The following is an 18228-nucleotide window of genomic DNA, read 5'->3' as shown; positions in this document are numbered from 1 at the left end:
TTTAACACTTTGGCAAATTTTTTTTTAAAAAAAATCAAAATAATTTAACGCACGAATCTGTATCTTTGAAAAAACAATCATATTATGTTTACAGGGATTATTGAAACTTTAGGACGTGTTGATAAAATTGAGATAGAACAATCAAATATTCATTATTATATAGCGTCTGATTTCGCTTCTGAATTAAAAATAGATCAATCTGTAGCGCATAATGGGATATGCTTAACCGTTGTCGCGATAGAGAATAATATACATAAAGTCACTGCTATAGACGAGACCCTGTTAAAGACCAATCTTAAGGACTTAGCAGTTGGTGATATAGTCAATCTAGAACGATGTACACAAGCAAATGGTCGCTTTGATGGTCATATAGTACAGGGGCACGTCGATCAAGTAGCTACGTGTATAAGTAAAGAAGATCAAGAAGGAAGCTGGTTATTTACGTTTCAATATGATCCTTCTTTAAATAATATAACAGTAGAAAAGGGTTCTATTACCGTTAATGGTATTAGCCTTACCGTCGTTAATTCATTAGCGGACAGATTTTCTGTTGCCATCATCCCCTATACAATTGAACATACTAATTTAAAACATGTTGGTGTTGGAACTACAGTAAATTTAGAATTTGATATCATCGGAAAATACGTTTCAAAAATAATGGCTCTTAGAAACTAAGAGCCATTAATATGCTATTCTAAATAATTGCCTTGCCTCATTAATAAGGCTCTATATTTATTAAAAACTGCAGCTTTAGAAATAAAACCAAGGTACTTGCCATTCAAATCTACTACCGGTAGAATCCAAATATCTTCCCTATTCATTTTACGCATAACGGTATCCATATTTTCATCTACTTTAATTATATCGTTCGCTTTTTGTGCCAACGAAGCAAATGTCCTATTAACCCCTTCTTCTTCGCCAAGAAGCATAGAAAATAATCTTTCACTATATATTATTCCAATCAAGCAGTCATTTTCATCTACTATAGGAAATATATTTCGTTTGGAATGTATTATGTCACTTTGACGATCTTTGGGCGTTTCATTAAGCTTCAAAACAACGAAATTTCTCTCCAAAAGATAACGCAACTTCATCATACTCAACACCGTTCTATCTTTGTCTTCATAAGAAATTAAATCACCTGATTCAGCCAACCCCTTTGTATAGATAGAATGTTTCATCACTGAGCGATTTATTAAGTAAGAAATAGAAGAAACCAACATTAAGGGTATCATCAATGTATAACCGCCCGTAATCTCGGCAATCAAAAATATACTTGTCAAGGGAGCATGCATTATACCTGCCAACGCGCCTGCCATACCTGCCATCACAAAATTAGGAACATTAAGATCTATTATCCCTAATAAATTAACACCATAGGCAAATACAAATCCCAACAATCCACCCATTACTAAACTAGGGCCAAATATCCCTCCATTACCGCCACTGCTAACAGTAATCAATGCGGCTAAAGATTTTGCAAACAAGGTTAAGAAGGAAAAACAAAACACAACCCATCCTAATTCTCTATAATCAGAGAATAAACTATTTTTCACTACAAAATTGAAGTTCCCATCCAAAATCGCCTGAATAGTCATATAACCTTCACCGTACAGCGCAGGAAAAATAAAAATTAAACCGCCTAGTGCTATACCGCTAAACCAAACTTTATGATAAGGATTATTGATTTTTGCATACCACTTTTTTATACCTTGACTAAGCTTCGAAAAATAGACTGTATAGAGACCTACAAAAACAGCTAATATTAAATAGAAAAATAGTGCTTCAATTTCCCAACCAGTAGTAGCGGTATGAAAAAGAGGCTCACTATATAACAAATTGGATACGATAGCTGCAATAGCAGAAGATATCAACAGTGGAATTAATACAGGGATTGAGAACTCGGTAAGCAAAATCTCTATTGCAAATATCATCCCAGCAATAGGGCTATCAAAAGCACCAGAAATACCTGCTGCAGCACCACAAGCTAGCAACATCGTAACTTCCTTGTAGCTCAGCCCAAAGAAACGTCCTATATTAGAACCTATTGCCGAACCACTATATGCTATAGGTGCTTCTAAACCCGAAGAACCACCAAAACCTACAGTAAGTGCTGAAGTTATGATCTGGGAATAAATATTGTGAAACTCAATTTTACTTGATTTGCGTGATACCGCATAAATAATAGGTGTAATACCGTGGTCAAATTTTTTGCCTTTCAAAAATTTACGCACATACAATACACTTAACAAAATCCCAATTAAAGGAAATACCAGGTAAAGGAAGTACTTATATTGCCACTCGATATCATCTTGCAAAAAAGAAGCTATAGAATGGGTTAATCCTTTTAATAAAGCGGCCGCCAATCCACCAACTATCCCGACCAGAAAAGCTAATGCGATTAGGAAATTACGGTTAGACATCCGCTTCATTCTCCATTTGTTGAGCGCGTCCAATTTTTGTATAAAATGTTCTCTCATTTTATGCGTATTAAATATCAAAGCCCATTACGTCTTTTTTCTTTTTAGATTTAAATCGCTCAGGAACAACGTCAATAATCTCTTTAATCAATGTGCTGATAGCTTGTCTTTTCACATAGTTTTGTGTAGTCACCACGCTGATTTCCCGTACAGGCTCTGGCGATTTGAAGTAACGAATATGCCCTAATTGATCTTCGGTATAGGATTGAATACTCAATTCTGGCAATATGGTTATACCCGAATTAATATCCACCATTCTTTTTAAAGTCTCTACACTTCCGGTATTATATTCAAAAGTCCCCAAAGTACCTTTATTATGCTTGTAATTACAAATATTAAGCACTTGACCGCGCATACAATGTCCTTCATTCAAGAGCCACAATTTCTCCTCAGCTATATCTTCTGTCCCTAACACTTTCTTCTCAAAAAGATGACTTTTCTCGGAAACATAAGCGACAAATGTTTCGTAGAACAAAGGTGTTTCCATCACACCTGAATCTTGCAGTGGCGTAGATAAAATACCGCAATCAAGCGTACCACTCTTCAATTCTTGGACTATACGTTCTGTGGTATACTCCCATATTTGCAATTGCACCTTAGGGTACTTGATTAGAAATGCAGTTATTACATTAGGCAATAGATAGGGTGCTACAGTGGGGATAACACCGACTTTCAACTCCCCTTCCAACTCTCCTTTGGTATCTTGAAGAATCTCCGCTATTTTTTTGCTTTCCAACAATACAACCCGCGCTTGTTGGATTATTTTTACGCCGACCTCAGTAGGCACTACAGGTTGACGGCTACGATCAAATATCTTGGTCCCCAACGACTCCTCCAATTTTTGAATTTGCATACTCAATGTAGGCTGTGTTACAAAACATTTCTCTGCTGCAGCTACAAAACTCCTATAGGTATCTACAGCTACGATGTATTCGAGTTGGACTAAGGTCATACTATAAATTTTAACTATACAAATATACAAAAGTTATAGCGATAATGTGACAAATAAGACAACCGTACTAATAGATTCAAACGCCACTATTAGTAAACTTTTACTATTTTTGGAGAAACAAATTAAGTATATAGCATGAGATTAAACATCAAGTCATCTATTCTATTCGCTTTATTAGTAAGCGCAAGCGCTATTAATTTTTCGGCATCTGTACCTGATGAAGGAATGTTCCCGCTTAGTGAATTACATAAAGCAGGATTAAAAAAAGCAGGATTGAAAATTAGTGAAAAGGATATTTATAATCCAGGACAAATAGGTCTTGTAGATGCCTTAGTACGTGTATCAGGTTGTTCGGGTTCTTTTGTATCACCTAATGGATTGATCATTACCAATCACCATTGCGCATTTAGTGCTGTACAACTCGCTTCAAGCCCATTACACAATTACCTTCAGAATGGATTTGTAGCGAATTCTTATGAACAAGAAATCGAAGCACGAGGATTAACGATCCGCATTACAGACTCCTACGAGGATGTATCTAAGGACATCCTAGATGCCATTGCAAAAACCGACGACCCTATCGAACGTATAGCGATCATCAATAAAAAGAAAGCACAACTCGTAAAAGAAGCAGAGTCTAAAGACCCTTCGATCAAAGCGGAGGTTTCGGAAATGTTTATCGGAAAGACTTATGTGTTGTTTAAATATAAAACCATTGAAGATGTAAGATTGGTATATATACCGAGACAAGATATCGGCGAGTTTGGTGGAGAAACAGACAACTGGGTATGGCCTAGACATACGGGAGATTTTTCATTCTTACGTGCGTATGTTTCCCCAGACGGTAAGCCTGCCAAATATTCGAAAGACAATGTACCTTATCAGCCAAAAAAACACTTGAAGGTAAACCCTAACGGTGTTGAAGAAAATGATTTTGTTTTTATTTTGGGCTACCCCGGCAAAACATTTAGACATAGACCTGCCCAATACATAGAATACCAACAAAAATTCTTATTGCCTTATACATCAGAGTTAAATGATTTCCAAAATCAACGCATGCTTGAAGCGGGAAAAAATGATAAGGCTACAGAATTAGCATTGGCTACACGTATAAAACGTAATGCCAACGTAATGAAAAATTATAGAGGTAAACTAAAAGGCCTTCGTAATATAGATTTGATTGCAGATAAACAAAAAGAAGATAAAGCCCTAGCTAATTTTATTCAATCAAATACCGCGTTAAAGGCTAAATATGGCACCTTAATGTCGGATATAGACAAACATTACCAATTGGTTTTTACGGATGCTGAAAGAGAACTTTGGTTTAATAATTTATATACTGGAATTCGTACTTACCAAATTGCTAATCTAATCAATAAATTAAAAATAGAAACCGCAAAGAAAGGGACTTTAGCACAAAAAAATGAATATTTTAATAAGAATATAGCATTAGTAAAAAAAGAGTTAGATGCCGTTTACGAGAGCTATAATGTAGATGCAGACCAAAAAATAGCTGCACATATGTTTGCGCAGGCATATAATCTAAAGGATAAAAATGTTATTCAAACAATCGCTAACAAAAACTTCAAATCAGCGGATGCTGCTGGTAGTTATATAGCACAAAATATAGCCAACTCTAAACTAAATACTAAAGAGAAGCTATATAATGAAGTATTGAATAATGCAGCTACGCTATTGGCTTATGATGATGAAATATTGAAATCTCAACAACAATTTGCACATGAGCATGCACCTTTCAACCAAGAACTGACACGTAGAGAAGGTGTTTTGAATAAGCTAATGGGCGATTATGTGGCTGTAAAGGAAATATACCAAGACAAAAGTTTTATTCCTGATGCTAACTCAACACTACGATTGACATTTGGCAATATCAAAGGTTATAGCCCTGCTGACGCAGTGTATATGAAGCCTTTTACTACTGTGAAAGGAATAATTGAAAAAGGCAATTCTGGAGATATAGACTTTAGATATCCACAAGCAATAGAGCAAGCTTGGTTAGACAAAAACTTTGGCGCTTATACATTGAAAGGAACTAATGACGTTCCTGTAGATATGTTGTACAATATGGATACAACGGGAGGAAATTCGGGTTCTCCAGTGATGAATGCATATGGAGAGCTGATCGGTGTCAACTTCGACCGTGCCTATGACGCTACCATCAATGACTTTGCATGGAATGAAAGCTATAGCCGCTCTATCGGAGTAGATATTCGCTATGTACTATGGATAGCCGACAAAATTGACAATGCACAATTCATCATTAAAGAAATGGGCATTTAAGAAATAATAAGTCTCTCAAAACACTATAACTATATAGCTGTCTAAAATATAGCGCTTGTACCCTTTTATATTAAAATTGTACAAGCGCTTATAGCTAAAAGGCTAAGATCTACGTTAGATTCCCTATTTATTGCAAAATACAACGTATAGGAAAGCTATAATTATTATCAAAAACTATGAAAAAAATAATCCTTGCACTCGCATTATTAGCCAGCAATTATAGCTTTGCACAAACGAAAATATCGGGTGAAAAAGCACTAGAAGATTTATCTAACAACAAGAATATTCAATTGTTAGATGTACGTACTGTTAAAGAATACGAAACTAAACACCTAAAAGATGCAATTAATATAGATTGGAAAGATCAGGCTAATTTCGAAGCTACAGTCACTAACCTAGATAAAAATAAACCTTTGTATGTATATTGCTTAGGAGGTGGAAGAAGTGCTGCTGCCGCAAAAAAATTGACCGACTTAGGGTATACTGTATTTGATATCGATGGCGGTATCATGAAATGGGAATCCAATAACTTGCCACTAGTAACTAATGAAGAGGCTAATAAAGCCAAAGGGATGACAATTCAAGAATATACAAATATCCTTCAAAACAATGATATTGTATTAATAGATTTTCATGCTACATGGTGTCCTCCATGCAAAAAATTGGCTCCTATAATCGAAAACATCAGCAAAAAGTACGACGGTAAAGTAAAAGTTGTAAAAATCGATGTTGATCAAAATAGTCAATTGACAAAAAGTCTAGGAATAACAAGTATCCCTACATTATTTGTATACAAAAAAGGTAAAAAAACATGGTCACAAAATAATTTTGTGAAACAAAAAACAATAGAAAAACAACTCTAAAAGATGAAAGAATTAGCCCTTATAAGTGGGACCCTATTTGGTATATTAGCCATCATACTTGGTGCATTTGGAGCACATGCTTTCAAAAAAATATTATCCCCCGAACGACTATCTTCATTTGAAGTAGGTGTACGATATCAGATGTATAGTGCCCTGACTTTATTAGTTTTAGGTTTTCAGCTTCCCTTTGCGCAATACAGTGAGCGATTAGCTGTATATGGCATAATATCAGGAACAATACTCTTCTCTTTTAGTATTTATATTCTTTCTTTTTCTGAATATTGGAACAGAAATTTCAAATTCTTGGGTCCCATAACACCATTAGGAGGGTTATTGATGATCATCGGCTGGGCAAGTCTATTGATTTCATTTTTATAATCTATTCTAATGAATAAAATAACTTTTACATATGCCAATCTATCTATTTGGATTTGGATAAAAGTTATTTTATCGATAGCTATATGTGCAGGTACAACATCTACCTTATTTCTATATGCGCTAAATTATGTGACAGATACGCGGGAAAATAACCTATGGTTATTATTGTTTCTACCGTTGGCTGGGATTACAATAGTCTATTTATACAAAAAATATGGACCCATTGCAAAAAAAGGCAACAATCTACTTTTAGAAGAATATTACAGCCCACAAGGCAAGATACCATGGATAATGTCGCCACTAATAATAATGGCGACATTTATAACCCACTTATTTGGAGGATCTGCGGGACGTGAGGGTACAGCATTGCAATATGGTGGCACCTATGGCGACCGATTAGCGGCCTTTTTCCAGCTTGACAAATCACAAAATAGAATTGCTTTAATGGCAGGTGTTGCTGCCGGCTTTGGCTCACTATTCGAAACACCTTTTGCTGGCGCCATATTTGCCCTTGAGGTTTTCAAGTTAGGACGCATCCGTCTCAAAGCCCTTCCGATAGTGGTCATTACAGCATACACTAGTCACATCGTAGCACATATTCTCAAAGCGCCCCATACAAAATATACAGCTATAGAATCGATTACCTATTTAGACTTTAACAATTTATGGATAATCCCGGTAGCTATTTGCTGTGGATTGGCTGCAAGGATATTTATTGTTTCAGGTACAGTATGGGAAAAATTATTCGGACGTATAACTAATGAATATTATAGAGCCGCAGCAGGTGGGCTATTACTGTTGTTATTAATTTACCTTTCGGGCACGACCAAATACATAGGCTTAGGTATCCCAAGTATCTTATCTGCTTTTGAAGCACCAGCTGCTAGCTATGACTTTTTGCTAAAGATAATTTTTACAACCCTTACATTGAGCGTAGGATTCAAAGGAGGTGAAGTGACCCCATTATTCTTCATCGGTGCTACATTGACGAGTTTTCTATCGCTTTATGTCCCTCTCCCCTTAGTCGTAATGGCAGGATTAGGTTTTGTTGGTGTATTTGCGGGCTCTACCAAAACGCCATTAGCCTGTGCATTAATGACAGTAGAACTATTTGGCCCAGCATTATTTCCTCTGACCTTGACCACTTGCATTATCGCGACTATGGTATCGGGCAAACAAGGAATATATAGTAGTCAGCGCAACCTTAGTAAGTGGTTTTAAGCTATAATCTTATCTGTACGTATAAAGCAAATCTTTATTCCTACTCAGAACAACAATAAATAAGAACCAGAATAAATATTGAATTGCAAACAGCCTGTATGACTTCCTTCACAAATAGGTGCAGGAGAATTTCAGTATAGCTACCTACCTAAATGACATCCTAGAATACAAGAGCATTACAAATAAATTAACCTTCTATATATTAACAGTTTACACAAAACAATTCAGCAAGTTATTTGTTACATGAGCAGTATATATTCGGTAGAATGAAAACAAAAATATTCCCATTCGTCATTTCCATTTTATTAACTGGTTGTCACCATACAGAGGAAGCCTATTCTAATGAAGATACACAGTTATTGTTGCAAGAATTAACAAAGAACATAGAAATAGAACCTAGTGAATCATTTGATGCTAATAACCCTGGTTCTATCGAAATACTATTCATCACCAGATATCCCTTATCTGAAAAGCAATCTAAGGAATACAACCAATTTGGTTATATAAAAACCAATACTGAAGATGCAGCAGACTCAGTGCTGTTTAGAGTTACAAATTATGAATTACGGAATCAGGATAGTATCGCAGTACATTTTGTAAACAACACAAAAAGTAATTATTTGGAAAAATATGCTTTGATTAAAGAGCAAGACAGCGTATATCAAGATTTAGGATTCGAATTAACTATAAATTCAATATTCAATAGCTTAGAAGGGTTTGTCACTATTGAATTTATTATGCCCAATAAAATGAAAAAAGAAGTCACCATACCGGTATCTATTTAAGGTAGTTTGTATTAATTTTCCATATATATCCTTTTCATACACCTCGCCTTAAAATCCATTTTATATCAAAATATAGCTTTTGTTACATACTTAAAGCAATTCTTACCCCTACATACAGGCTTTTATATTTCTACAAATCATAAAATGACCTTAGACCTGTAAATCAGTTTATTTTTTTTTCACTCATATATAGTGAGTTATACATAAATTAACTATATTTAAATGTATTTATTAGACTATCGTTGTCTATAAACACATACAATTATAAATAACTAAATAACCAATTACCATTAAAATCTGATGAAAACGATTATGCTCATTTTAATGACCTTATTTGCTATTCGTAAAAATTATGGAAACACGCTAGCCATGAACTTAGACGATAACAACATGACGGTTGTAAAACAATTTATGACTCTCTGCTTAGCAGGCAAGCATTGGAGGGTTTCTTATTGCCCTAGTTAAGAGGATCAGATAATTCCATACACGAACTATCAGCCTTAAAGAAAAAAATTCCAACTGACCCTATTTCAGTTAATATCATAGGACATGATATATGAATAATATAAAGAGAGAAATCTCGAAGAAAACAACAAAAACCAAAAATTAATCTATTGCTGTTAGGCAACAAAAAAAATAGCCTAACAGCATTCTTAAATTTCACCTAAATCTATGTTAGCACTAAAAAAAATATTAATAGGCATCATATTTTCAACCACAATAACCTATACATCAGCTCAAAATAGAGCAGATCGCCAAAGTTTAAGTCAACCAAACTCTTCCTCTATTATCCTGATGGGCGATCCACAGGGTTATGGTAAGTATGATATCAATCAACCAATTTTTGATTTAACCACCGCTTGGATTGCAGACAATATCGAAAATCTAAATATTAAAGCAGTCCTCTGTACAGGAGATTTGGTAGAGCAGAATGAAAATATGGTACTAAACCGAAAGATGCTTAATCAAACAAGCAAACAAATGTGGGAAGCAAGCTCAAAGGCATTTGAAAGGTTAGATCATAAAATTCCTTATATCAATTCGCTAGGTAATCATGATTATGGCTTCAAAAATGCTGAAAATGGAAGTACGCATTATCCTGACTATTTCCCTATAGAGCGCAATTCTACCTGGAAAAATAGTTGCATTTCTGCCTATCCAAACAGAGATAATCGCGCATCACTAGAAAATGCTGTATTTGAAATCAATGTAGACAACTGGAAGCCATTACTCGTTATAAGTTTAGAATATCATCCAAGAGATGAAGTATTAGAATGGTGTAAAAAAACAATAGCTACACAAGCATACAAAGATCATCATGTAATAATACTAACACATTCCTTTCTCACAAATGGACAAAAAGCCTCACGTATTGTAAATGCTAATGTACCAAACCTCTCGGGGAATACAGGTGAAGAGATTTGGACCAAACTTATAAAACCTTCAACAAACATCAAACTAGTAATATGTGGTCATACCGCAAATGGTAATGGTAAGTTTGAAGATAATGTATCTTATATCGTAGAAAATAACGACAGCAATAAACCTGTACATCAAATGATGTTTAATGTCCAAACATTGGGAGGAGGCTGGGAAGGCAATGGAGGTGACGGATGGCTACGTATCCTTGAATTTATCCCGGATGGCAAAACTGTAAAAATAAGTACTTACTCTCCGCTATTCGGTATTTCGCCGAGTACTAAACATCTAGCTCATCGAACAGAAGCTTATGACAAATTTGATATTATTTTCCCTTAAAAAATAGAAATACCCATATAACGACTTTATAAAATGCACTATAAACTTTAATAAAACTATGAACAGAAAAAAATTTATTACAAATACGTTCCTTGCTGTAGCTGGATTCAGTATTGTACCTAGGCATGTATTAGGGGGTACTAATTTTTTAGCACCTAGTGATCGCATCAACTTAGGCTATATTGGGACGGGAAAGCAAGTACCTACCTTATTAAATGGGCTTGGACAATTGCCCGAAACAATGGTTATAGCAGCTTCTGATGTAGACAAAAAAAAATTAGCGCACTTTATAAACTTAGCAAATCAGGTAAATTCAACCAAAACAAATAATGCGGTAAATGGATATGCTGACTACCGAGAACTGCTGGAACGGAAAGATATTGACGCCATAGTAGTTGCTTCACCCGATCATTGGCATGCGCTACATACTATCGATAGTGCCAAAATGGGGAAAGATATATACTGTGAAAAGCCCCTTTCCTTGACTATTGATGAAGGGCGTGCGATGGTAAATGCGGTACAAAAACATAAACGCGTCTTGCAAACAGGAAGTATGCAACGCTCACAGCACAATTTTAGGCATGCTGCAGAATTGGTACGCAACGGCTATATCGGTAAAGTACACACGATCAATGTATCCGTAGGGGAACCCATAAAACAATGTGATCTCCCATCCCAACCTATTCCGGAATATTTGGATTGGGATATGTGGGTAGGACCATCATTATATAGAGGATATCATCCTATCCTATCTCCACCTTTAGAGAGTGATGAATGGGCTTGGTGGCGTGGATATAGAGATTTTGGGGGTGGATATATTACAGACTGGGGAGCACATATGTTTGATATTGTACAATGGGCATTAGATATGGACAATTCGGGACCTACAGAATTTATCCCTCCAAAAACAGCTGGCGCTATAGAAGGATTATACTTTAAATATCCTAATGGCACACGAGTAAATCATAAACAATGGGGTGACTCCAATGCGATACAATTCATTGGTGATGATGGGACCATAGAGGTGTCTAGATCATTTTTAAGATGTAGCAATCCGACATTAAATGATTTAAAATTTAGTGGCAAAGACAAACGTTTACATTATTCGGATAATCATTATGCAGATTGGATAAAATCTATCAAAGATCGTTCTAAACCTGTAGCATCTGTAGAAATAGGACATCGTACAGCAACAGTTTGTAATGCTGTAAATATAGCTTATGAACTTCAAAAAGATATTAAATGGAATCCAAAAACAGAGCAATTTGATAATGCTTATGCCAATAACATGAAATCTCGCCCGTATAGAGGGACATGGGATTACAAAAATTATTAATAATCAACCTACCTATTTAGATTAAAAGCCTCAGTATTCTATAATAAGTACTGGGGCTTTTTTGGGTAGCTACCAAGAGTTCATCATATTTCAAAAAATAACGCCTTGTCTATGATGAAAGGAGCTTAAAAAATAACTATCCCAACATACGATAAATGATGGCATAACAAGCCTTTATCAAGGTAGTAAAGTACAGTAATAGGTTAAGACAATCATAAAATAGCTATCTTTGGGAATAAGCTGATCATACTATGAAATTATATACTATAGATACGGGATTTTTCAAATTAGACGGTGGAGCAATGTTTGGTGTTGTACCCAAATCATTGTGGCAACGTACTAATCCTGCTGATTCAAATAACTTATGTACTTGGGCAAATCGTCTATTACTCATTGAAGATGGTAAACGATTAACCCTAATTGATACCGCCTTAGGTGACAAACAAGACGCTAAATTTTTTGGTCATTATTTTATACATGGTGACGACACATTAGACAAATCATTAGCAAAATATGGCTTCCATCGCGACGATATCACCGATATTATATTGACGCATCTTCATTTTGATCATTGTGGAGGAGCAATAAAACGTGAAAATGAAAAATTGATCCCTGCATTTAATAATGCAAAATTTTGGAGTAATGAGAAACATTGGGATTGGGCAGTAAATCCAAATCCACGTGAGAAAGCTTCTTTTCTGAAAGAGAATATAATACCTATTCAAGAATCAGGACAGCTTAATTTTTTGAAGGAAGGTGAAAAATACGATGCTAATATAGACATCAGATATGCCCATGGACATACCGAAGCGATGATGCTACCACAGATCGATTACAAAGGAAAGACAATCTTATATATGGCGGATTTATTACCTTCTGTTGGACATATTCCACTACCTTATGTGATGGGCTACGATACAAGACCATTGCTAACGATGGATGAAAGACAATCTTATTGGCAAGAGATCGTAGACAAAGAATATATTTTATTCTTAGAACATGACTCCGTCAATGAATGCTGTACATTACAAAATACAGAAAAAGGAATCCGCGTTAAGGATATTTTTAAACTAACAGATATTTAAGATGAAGGTGCCTATAGTACCAATATAGGCACTTTTATTCATTCATATATACTTGATTAAGCCAATGGAATAAAGGCCTAGGTAGAGCATTTATAGCATTATTCGGGGAAGCAAGTTCATCAAATAATCTAGCTATTTGAAAATCATCTCTATTGGAGAATATAGAAATCATTTTATTTGTATTAGGGGCAAATACCACCATATTATGAAACCCTGTACTTTCACCAGAGTGAAAAACTGTACATGATCCATCAGTGTCATAGTTCACAAACCAGCCTAAACTATAATATATATTGTCCTTTACCAATATCTTATGCTTTTGAAGGGTATTCCAATACGCAGGCGTAAAAAGAGGATTACGATTATCTAACCAACGGTTATAATCTACAGCTGATATATATACCCCACCATCCCCTTTCGTCGAAGAGGTCAAACTTTGATCCGCAAATAGAAAGTTATTATCTGTAGGGTGATAACCAAATGCGCGCTTTGATATATCTACCGATGGAAAGACAGTTGCACCTTTAATCCCTAAAGGTTTAAAGATCAAATCTTCAATAGCATCAGGGTAGCTTTTATGTGTCAATCGCTCGACTATTAAGGCAAGCAAACAATATGCGGTATTACTATATCTAAACTGGCTTCCGGGAGGGAAATAAAGAGAATCAACGCTACGGATATATTCTAGCACATCAAAATCGGTCAACTGCGTTTTTCGCGCTGCTTCAATAAGATTTTCATAGTCTAGAATTCCCGACGAATGGTTCAGAAAATTTGCTACAGAAATATCCTTGGTTGCTGCTGGCAATTCAGGTAAAATAGATCTAACAGGAGTTTGAAAATCAATCTTCCCTGCAGCTATTAATTGATAGATCGCCATCGCCGTAAATTGCTTGCTGACAGATGCCATTCGAAAGGTCGTTAAACTATCTATTGCGGTAGCATCTTCTAAATTGGCTAATCCTTTGGCATAATATTTTGTTGCATCTGGACTTTTTACTACAACACTGACTCCTGGGGCTATTTTTGCCGTATAATTACGATCAATAAGATCATGAACTTCTTGTGCCATACACAGATTTACAGTGCCTAATACGAATAATAACAACGAACAAATGCTGCGCATATTATAAAATTGAGATCAATTCCATTTCAAAGATTAAGGTGCAATTTCCGCCGCTTGTAGGAGTCAAAGCTTCAAATCCATAAGCCAATGTCGGTGGAATAAATAATTTCCACTTGCTTCCAACAGGCATCAATTGCAATGCAATTTGCCATCCTTTTATCAATTCATTAACCCTAAAAGATTCTGGTTTTTTACGCTTATAAGAAGAGTCAAATACCTCAGCATTCAGCAGATATCCGGCGTAATGACAGAGGACTTTATCCTTTGCTGTAGGAATTTTGCCATCGCCTGCGACGATGATTTCATACTGTAAACCCGAAGGTAGTACTATGACGTCATCTTTTAGGGCATTCTCCGCTAAGAACAATTCTCCTTCCTGAAGATTTTTGGCAGCAAGGTCTTTAATTTTTTTTAAATAACTATTTGATTTAGACATAGTATCAACAGTATATACAAGCGTATTATTTATTCTTCTTCTAATTCTTCAAACTTAGCGTAGTCTTCTTTTGCACCATGCTCATCACCCAAAGATTGGCGTATATCTCCACGGTATTGATACAAATCCGAATAATAAGGATTCAATTCTATAGCGCGATTATAATCCTCTAAGGCTTTCTGTGGAAGATTTGATTTCTCGTATAGATCTGCTCTCAATACATACACATAAAAGTCTTCAGGATTCAATTCTATGACCGTTGTATAATCTGCTATTGCTAAATCCCAAATTTCTCTTAATTCATAAAATTGCGCTCTTTCTTCATAAACATTAGCATCCCCATCGGACAATTCAATAGCTTTATTAAAATCCATGTCTGCCAATTCAAATTCCTGAATTGCAGCCAATAGTTTAGCTCTAAAAATATAGCCCTGCATCAAAGAATTATCCTGCTTTAAAGCGTCATTAAAATCAGATAATGCTTGATTGTATTTTACCATACGCATATTTACTGCGCCACGGGACACAAGGACTATAGGGTTATTGCCTAATGAATAGGCCTTTGTAAAATCATCAATGGCTTTTTGATATTCAAAATGCTGAACAAATAAAGTAGCGCGATTGATGTAATACTGTTCCTCTTGCTTTTCATTAGCTATCAATTCTTGGAGTTCTTCGGATTCTACCATCTCCCCTGCATTATTGATCCATTCCAATGCATTGTGGTAGTTAAAATCTAAGCGCTTGGCTACTTGATAATCATAGAATGCACCTTCTTCTTCTTCAATTCTTGTCTTCAGGATACTCCTGCAGGCATACAAAAAAGGATAATTAGGAAACTCTTCAATCAATTCATTATACACAGAAAGTGCTTCCTCATGAGAATTATTAATAGTGTATTCTTTAGCTATTTTTAATTTAGCTGTCAAACTGTTTGCTATATCCAAACCTGCCAGTGGCCCATCAATCGGAAACAATTGTGAACTAGGTAAATAATAAAAAGGATTTTCTGCTTTCAAAATACTATAATTATATTAAATATATCGTTTTACAATACGCAATCGATGCGTATATTTATTAAGTTCGGCATTAAAAATACCTTCATTATCCATCTTATCGACGCGTATTCTTCCCGACGCATGTATAATGGTTTCATTATTGATCATTACCCCTACGTGTGTAATTTTCCCTGCTTCATTATCAAAAAAAGCTAAATCACCTTTTCTTATTTCAGACTGAAAATCCACGACCTCACCTTTTTCAGCTTGCTGCCAAGCATCACGTGGCAAGGAAATTCCAAAATGACGGTATACGATTTGAGAGAAACCCGAACAATCAATGCCGTATATCGTACGTCCTCCCCACAAATAAGGGGAATTATTATAATGAGATACCAAATATTCAAATTCCGTATCGAAATCTGCTAAGGATACCTTTCTTAAGTCACCTTCAATGGTAAAAACTTCTTCGCCGATACGCATTGTATCCCCTGTAATCACAGTACCATGTACTAGATTGACACGGTGCTTAACTGATACAGCCGTTGCGCCATGGATACCGACAATCATCGTCGTATCTTGTTCTTTATCGATGACACTACCAAATTGATTGCGCTGAATCCATCCTTCATAATTTACAGATAGCAATCTTACCTTCACAAAATCTACATCCTCTTGCAAAATTTCGAAAACTTCACCGAATAATACTTGCGAAACCATCTCACTACGGTGTGAGGCTTCTGCTCGAAATGGCACAATACTTAAATTACTAGCTGCGATTTTCATAAAATGACTAAAACAAATAATATCTATAGTTTGTTATACAATAACGAAGATAATTTTTTAAAAATAAAAAACATGAGTAACCCAAAATTTCAACGTATTTTAATTACAATTGAAGAATCAGATTTATCTCAAAAAGTAATAGAATATGCGAAGGCCCTTAACCTAAATAAAGAAACATCCATAACTTTGCTAACAATTGTCCCACCCGTTCCTCCCGATCAGCTAGGATTCGACCCTGTATTAGGACAAACAAGTGTGGTAGTACCTGAGTTAGTTGATGTTGAACAAGCTATTGCGGAGAACTTTATCGCAAAATTTAGTAAATCATTTCCTGAAGTGGGGCACGTTTCCATTATCACTAAAATTGGCACTATAAAACAAGAGATACTTTCCTATGCTAGTGAATGGAATGCTGATCTTATCATAATGGGCACGCACGGAAGAACAGGCTTCGACCACTTTATATCAGGTTCAGTTTCTGAATCTGTAACTAGAAAATCAACTTGTCCGGTACTAATTGTACCGACCAAAGTTGAGCAATAACAAATTATACTTTAATAAAGTGGGCAGCAAACATACTGTCCGCTTTATTATCATATCCATTTATGGTATTCATTTTTTCTAAGCGAAGGTTAAAATTATTCAACAAATAATCTACGACGTCCTCATTTTCATCCTTATATACCGAACACGTAATATATACTAATGTACCTCCATTTTTAAGGAAAGGAATAGCATTAGCGGAAATATCCTTTTGTAAAGAAGTAAATGATTGTAATTTATCAGCACTAAATTGTTGAATCATTTCCGGCGTACGCCCCCAAGTTCCAGATCCTGAACATGGCGCATCCAGTATGATACCATCAAACTTTTCATCTTTCATGGTATCGTCTACAGGTAGTGATAAATCCAATATCTTTTTACGATACGGCGTTACAATACGTGCTTTTTCGAAGCGCTCATCCAAATTTCGCAAAATAGACATCCGTATATCAGAAACAAGAAGATTTACCTGTGGGTATTTATCCAATAACATTAATGCTTTTCCGCCAGAAGCTGCACAAGCATCCCACCAGCTTTGCTTTTCAGCAGCGTTGATATAGTCAATGGTCTTTTGCGAGGATAAATCCTGCACTTCATACATTCCTTCGAGATTCGCTACCTTTTGCAGATTAGTACCATTGGGCAGCGCTAAAGTTTGCGTTGATATAATTGTAAAAGGGATATCATGGTCCTTAAAAATACTATGTACTAATTTTTCTTTACCACGCTTGATACGGATAAATAAATCAGGTTGTACAAAATGACTTTTTAAAAAGTCATCAATTGCGACTTCAGTAGATATATGATCAACCAAAGGAAATACATCCTTTATATTAAAACCATATGTCGCTGTAAGTGTATTAATTTTATCACTCAATTCATTTTGCAAAGAATCGGCTAATTCTGGCTTTAATACATGCACCAATGGTGAATTTTCTTCACATAAATATTCAGCAAAAGCCAAACGATCTAAGATATTATGATTATTAAGACTATTACCTAGTCTAAAATAATTATAACAAAAACGAGAGGTCATCCTTCTATCAGATGACCCCATTTGTTTATTTTCTTTAAAGAATCGTGTAAGATACCTAGAAAGAGGCTCGTCATGGTTGTAGCCATTCAAAGCTTTTTCAAAATTTCTTATCTGTTGGTGAACACGTCTTTCGTTTATTTCCAT

Annotated in this window: 17 protein-coding genes; 10 read left to right on the top strand and 7 right to left on the bottom strand. The window is 35.4% G+C overall.

Annotated features, from left to right (window positions below; all coding sequences use genetic code 11):
• Positions 1-84 precede the first annotated feature (84 nt).
• Positions 85-675: a riboflavin synthase gene (locus IP023_RS10460; RefSeq protein WP_241790225.1), complete on the top strand. Its 591-nt coding sequence runs from the start codon at positions 85-87 to the stop codon at positions 673-675.
• Between the two features lie 14 nt (positions 676-689).
• Here the strand turns inward: IP023_RS10460 and IP023_RS10455 are convergent, their stop codons facing one another.
• Together IP023_RS10455 and IP023_RS10450 are read right to left on the bottom strand one after the other, a co-directional pair.
• Positions 690-2480, bottom strand: a complete 1791-nt coding sequence (locus tag IP023_RS10455) for a chloride channel protein (RefSeq protein WP_241790224.1) — start codon at positions 2478-2480, stop codon at positions 690-692.
• Between the two features lie 10 nt (positions 2481-2490).
• Positions 2491-3432: a hydrogen peroxide-inducible genes activator gene (locus IP023_RS10450; protein WP_241790223.1), complete on the bottom strand. Its 942-nt coding sequence runs from the start codon at positions 3430-3432 to the stop codon at positions 2491-2493.
• A gap of 135 nt (positions 3433-3567) precedes the next feature.
• Between IP023_RS10450 and IP023_RS10445 the strand changes: the two genes are divergently transcribed.
• The 8 genes from IP023_RS10445 (at position 3568) to IP023_RS10410 (ending at position 13159) form a co-directional block, all read left to right on the top strand.
• Complete coding sequence (locus IP023_RS10445; RefSeq protein WP_241790222.1) at positions 3568-5733, top strand: S46 family peptidase; 2166 nt, start codon at positions 3568-3570, stop codon at positions 5731-5733.
• Positions 5734-5909: 176 nt separating this feature from the next.
• Complete coding sequence (trxA, locus tag IP023_RS10440) at positions 5910-6596, top strand: thioredoxin (RefSeq protein WP_241790221.1); 687 nt, start codon at positions 5910-5912, stop codon at positions 6594-6596.
• Between the two features lie 3 nt (positions 6597-6599).
• On the top strand, positions 6600-6974 hold the full coding sequence (locus tag IP023_RS10435; RefSeq protein WP_241790220.1) for a DUF423 domain-containing protein: 375 nt from the start codon (positions 6600-6602) through the stop codon (positions 6972-6974).
• Between the two features lie 9 nt (positions 6975-6983).
• Entirely contained in the window at positions 6984-8195 is a 1212-nt protein-coding gene (locus IP023_RS10430; RefSeq protein ID WP_241790219.1) for a chloride channel protein, read from the top strand.
• A gap of 236 nt (positions 8196-8431) precedes the next feature.
• Positions 8432-8980, top strand: coding sequence for a hypothetical protein (locus IP023_RS10425; protein ID WP_241790218.1), 549 nt, complete (start codon positions 8432-8434; stop codon positions 8978-8980).
• A gap of 672 nt (positions 8981-9652) precedes the next feature.
• Positions 9653-10738, top strand: coding sequence for a metallophosphoesterase (locus IP023_RS10420; protein WP_241790217.1), 1086 nt, complete (start codon positions 9653-9655; stop codon positions 10736-10738).
• Positions 10739-10796: 58 nt separating this feature from the next.
• Positions 10797-12074, top strand: a complete 1278-nt coding sequence (locus IP023_RS10415) for a Gfo/Idh/MocA family protein (protein ID WP_241790216.1) — start codon at positions 10797-10799, stop codon at positions 12072-12074.
• Between the two features lie 251 nt (positions 12075-12325).
• Positions 12326-13159 (top strand): MBL fold metallo-hydrolase, encoded by an 834-nt coding sequence (locus IP023_RS10410; RefSeq protein WP_241790215.1) that lies wholly within the window; start codon positions 12326-12328, stop codon positions 13157-13159.
• Between the two features lie 34 nt (positions 13160-13193).
• On the opposite strand, the gene IP023_RS10405 is transcribed toward IP023_RS10410, so the two are convergent.
• Genes IP023_RS10405 through IP023_RS10390 form a run of 4 tightly spaced genes read right to left on the bottom strand, consistent with a single transcriptional unit; the run spans position 13194 to position 16505 of the window.
• Entirely contained in the window at positions 13194-14285 is a 1092-nt protein-coding gene (locus IP023_RS10405; protein WP_241790214.1) for a serine hydrolase domain-containing protein, read from the bottom strand.
• 1 nt (position 14286) lies between these two features.
• Positions 14287-14721, bottom strand: coding sequence for an FKBP-type peptidyl-prolyl cis-trans isomerase (locus IP023_RS10400; RefSeq protein WP_241790213.1), 435 nt, complete (start codon positions 14719-14721; stop codon positions 14287-14289).
• A 29-nt stretch (positions 14722-14750) separates the two neighbouring features.
• The gene (locus IP023_RS10395) at positions 14751-15740 is read right to left on the bottom strand and encodes a tetratricopeptide repeat protein (protein WP_241790212.1); all 990 of its coding nucleotides are present in this window, start codon (positions 15738-15740) and stop codon (positions 14751-14753) included.
• A gap of 15 nt (positions 15741-15755) precedes the next feature.
• Positions 15756-16505 (bottom strand): C40 family peptidase, encoded by a 750-nt coding sequence (locus IP023_RS10390; RefSeq protein ID WP_241790211.1) that lies wholly within the window; start codon positions 16503-16505, stop codon positions 15756-15758.
• Positions 16506-16577: 72 nt separating this feature from the next.
• Between IP023_RS10390 and IP023_RS10385 the strand changes: the two genes are divergently transcribed.
• Entirely contained in the window at positions 16578-17048 is a 471-nt protein-coding gene (locus IP023_RS10385) for a universal stress protein (RefSeq protein ID WP_241790210.1), read from the top strand.
• Between the two features lie 4 nt (positions 17049-17052).
• Here IP023_RS10385 and IP023_RS10380 read toward each other — a convergent pair whose 3' ends face one another.
• The gene (locus tag IP023_RS10380; protein ID WP_241790209.1) at positions 17053-18228 is read right to left on the bottom strand and encodes an RsmB/NOP family class I SAM-dependent RNA methyltransferase; all 1176 of its coding nucleotides are present in this window, start codon (positions 18226-18228) and stop codon (positions 17053-17055) included.

The sequence above is a fragment of the Sphingobacterium rhinopitheci genome, assembly GCF_022627575.1.
Classification (GTDB): Bacteria; Bacteroidota; Bacteroidia; order Sphingobacteriales; family Sphingobacteriaceae; genus Sphingobacterium; species Sphingobacterium rhinopitheci.
This window is presented reverse-complemented; position numbering and strand designations above follow the sequence as displayed.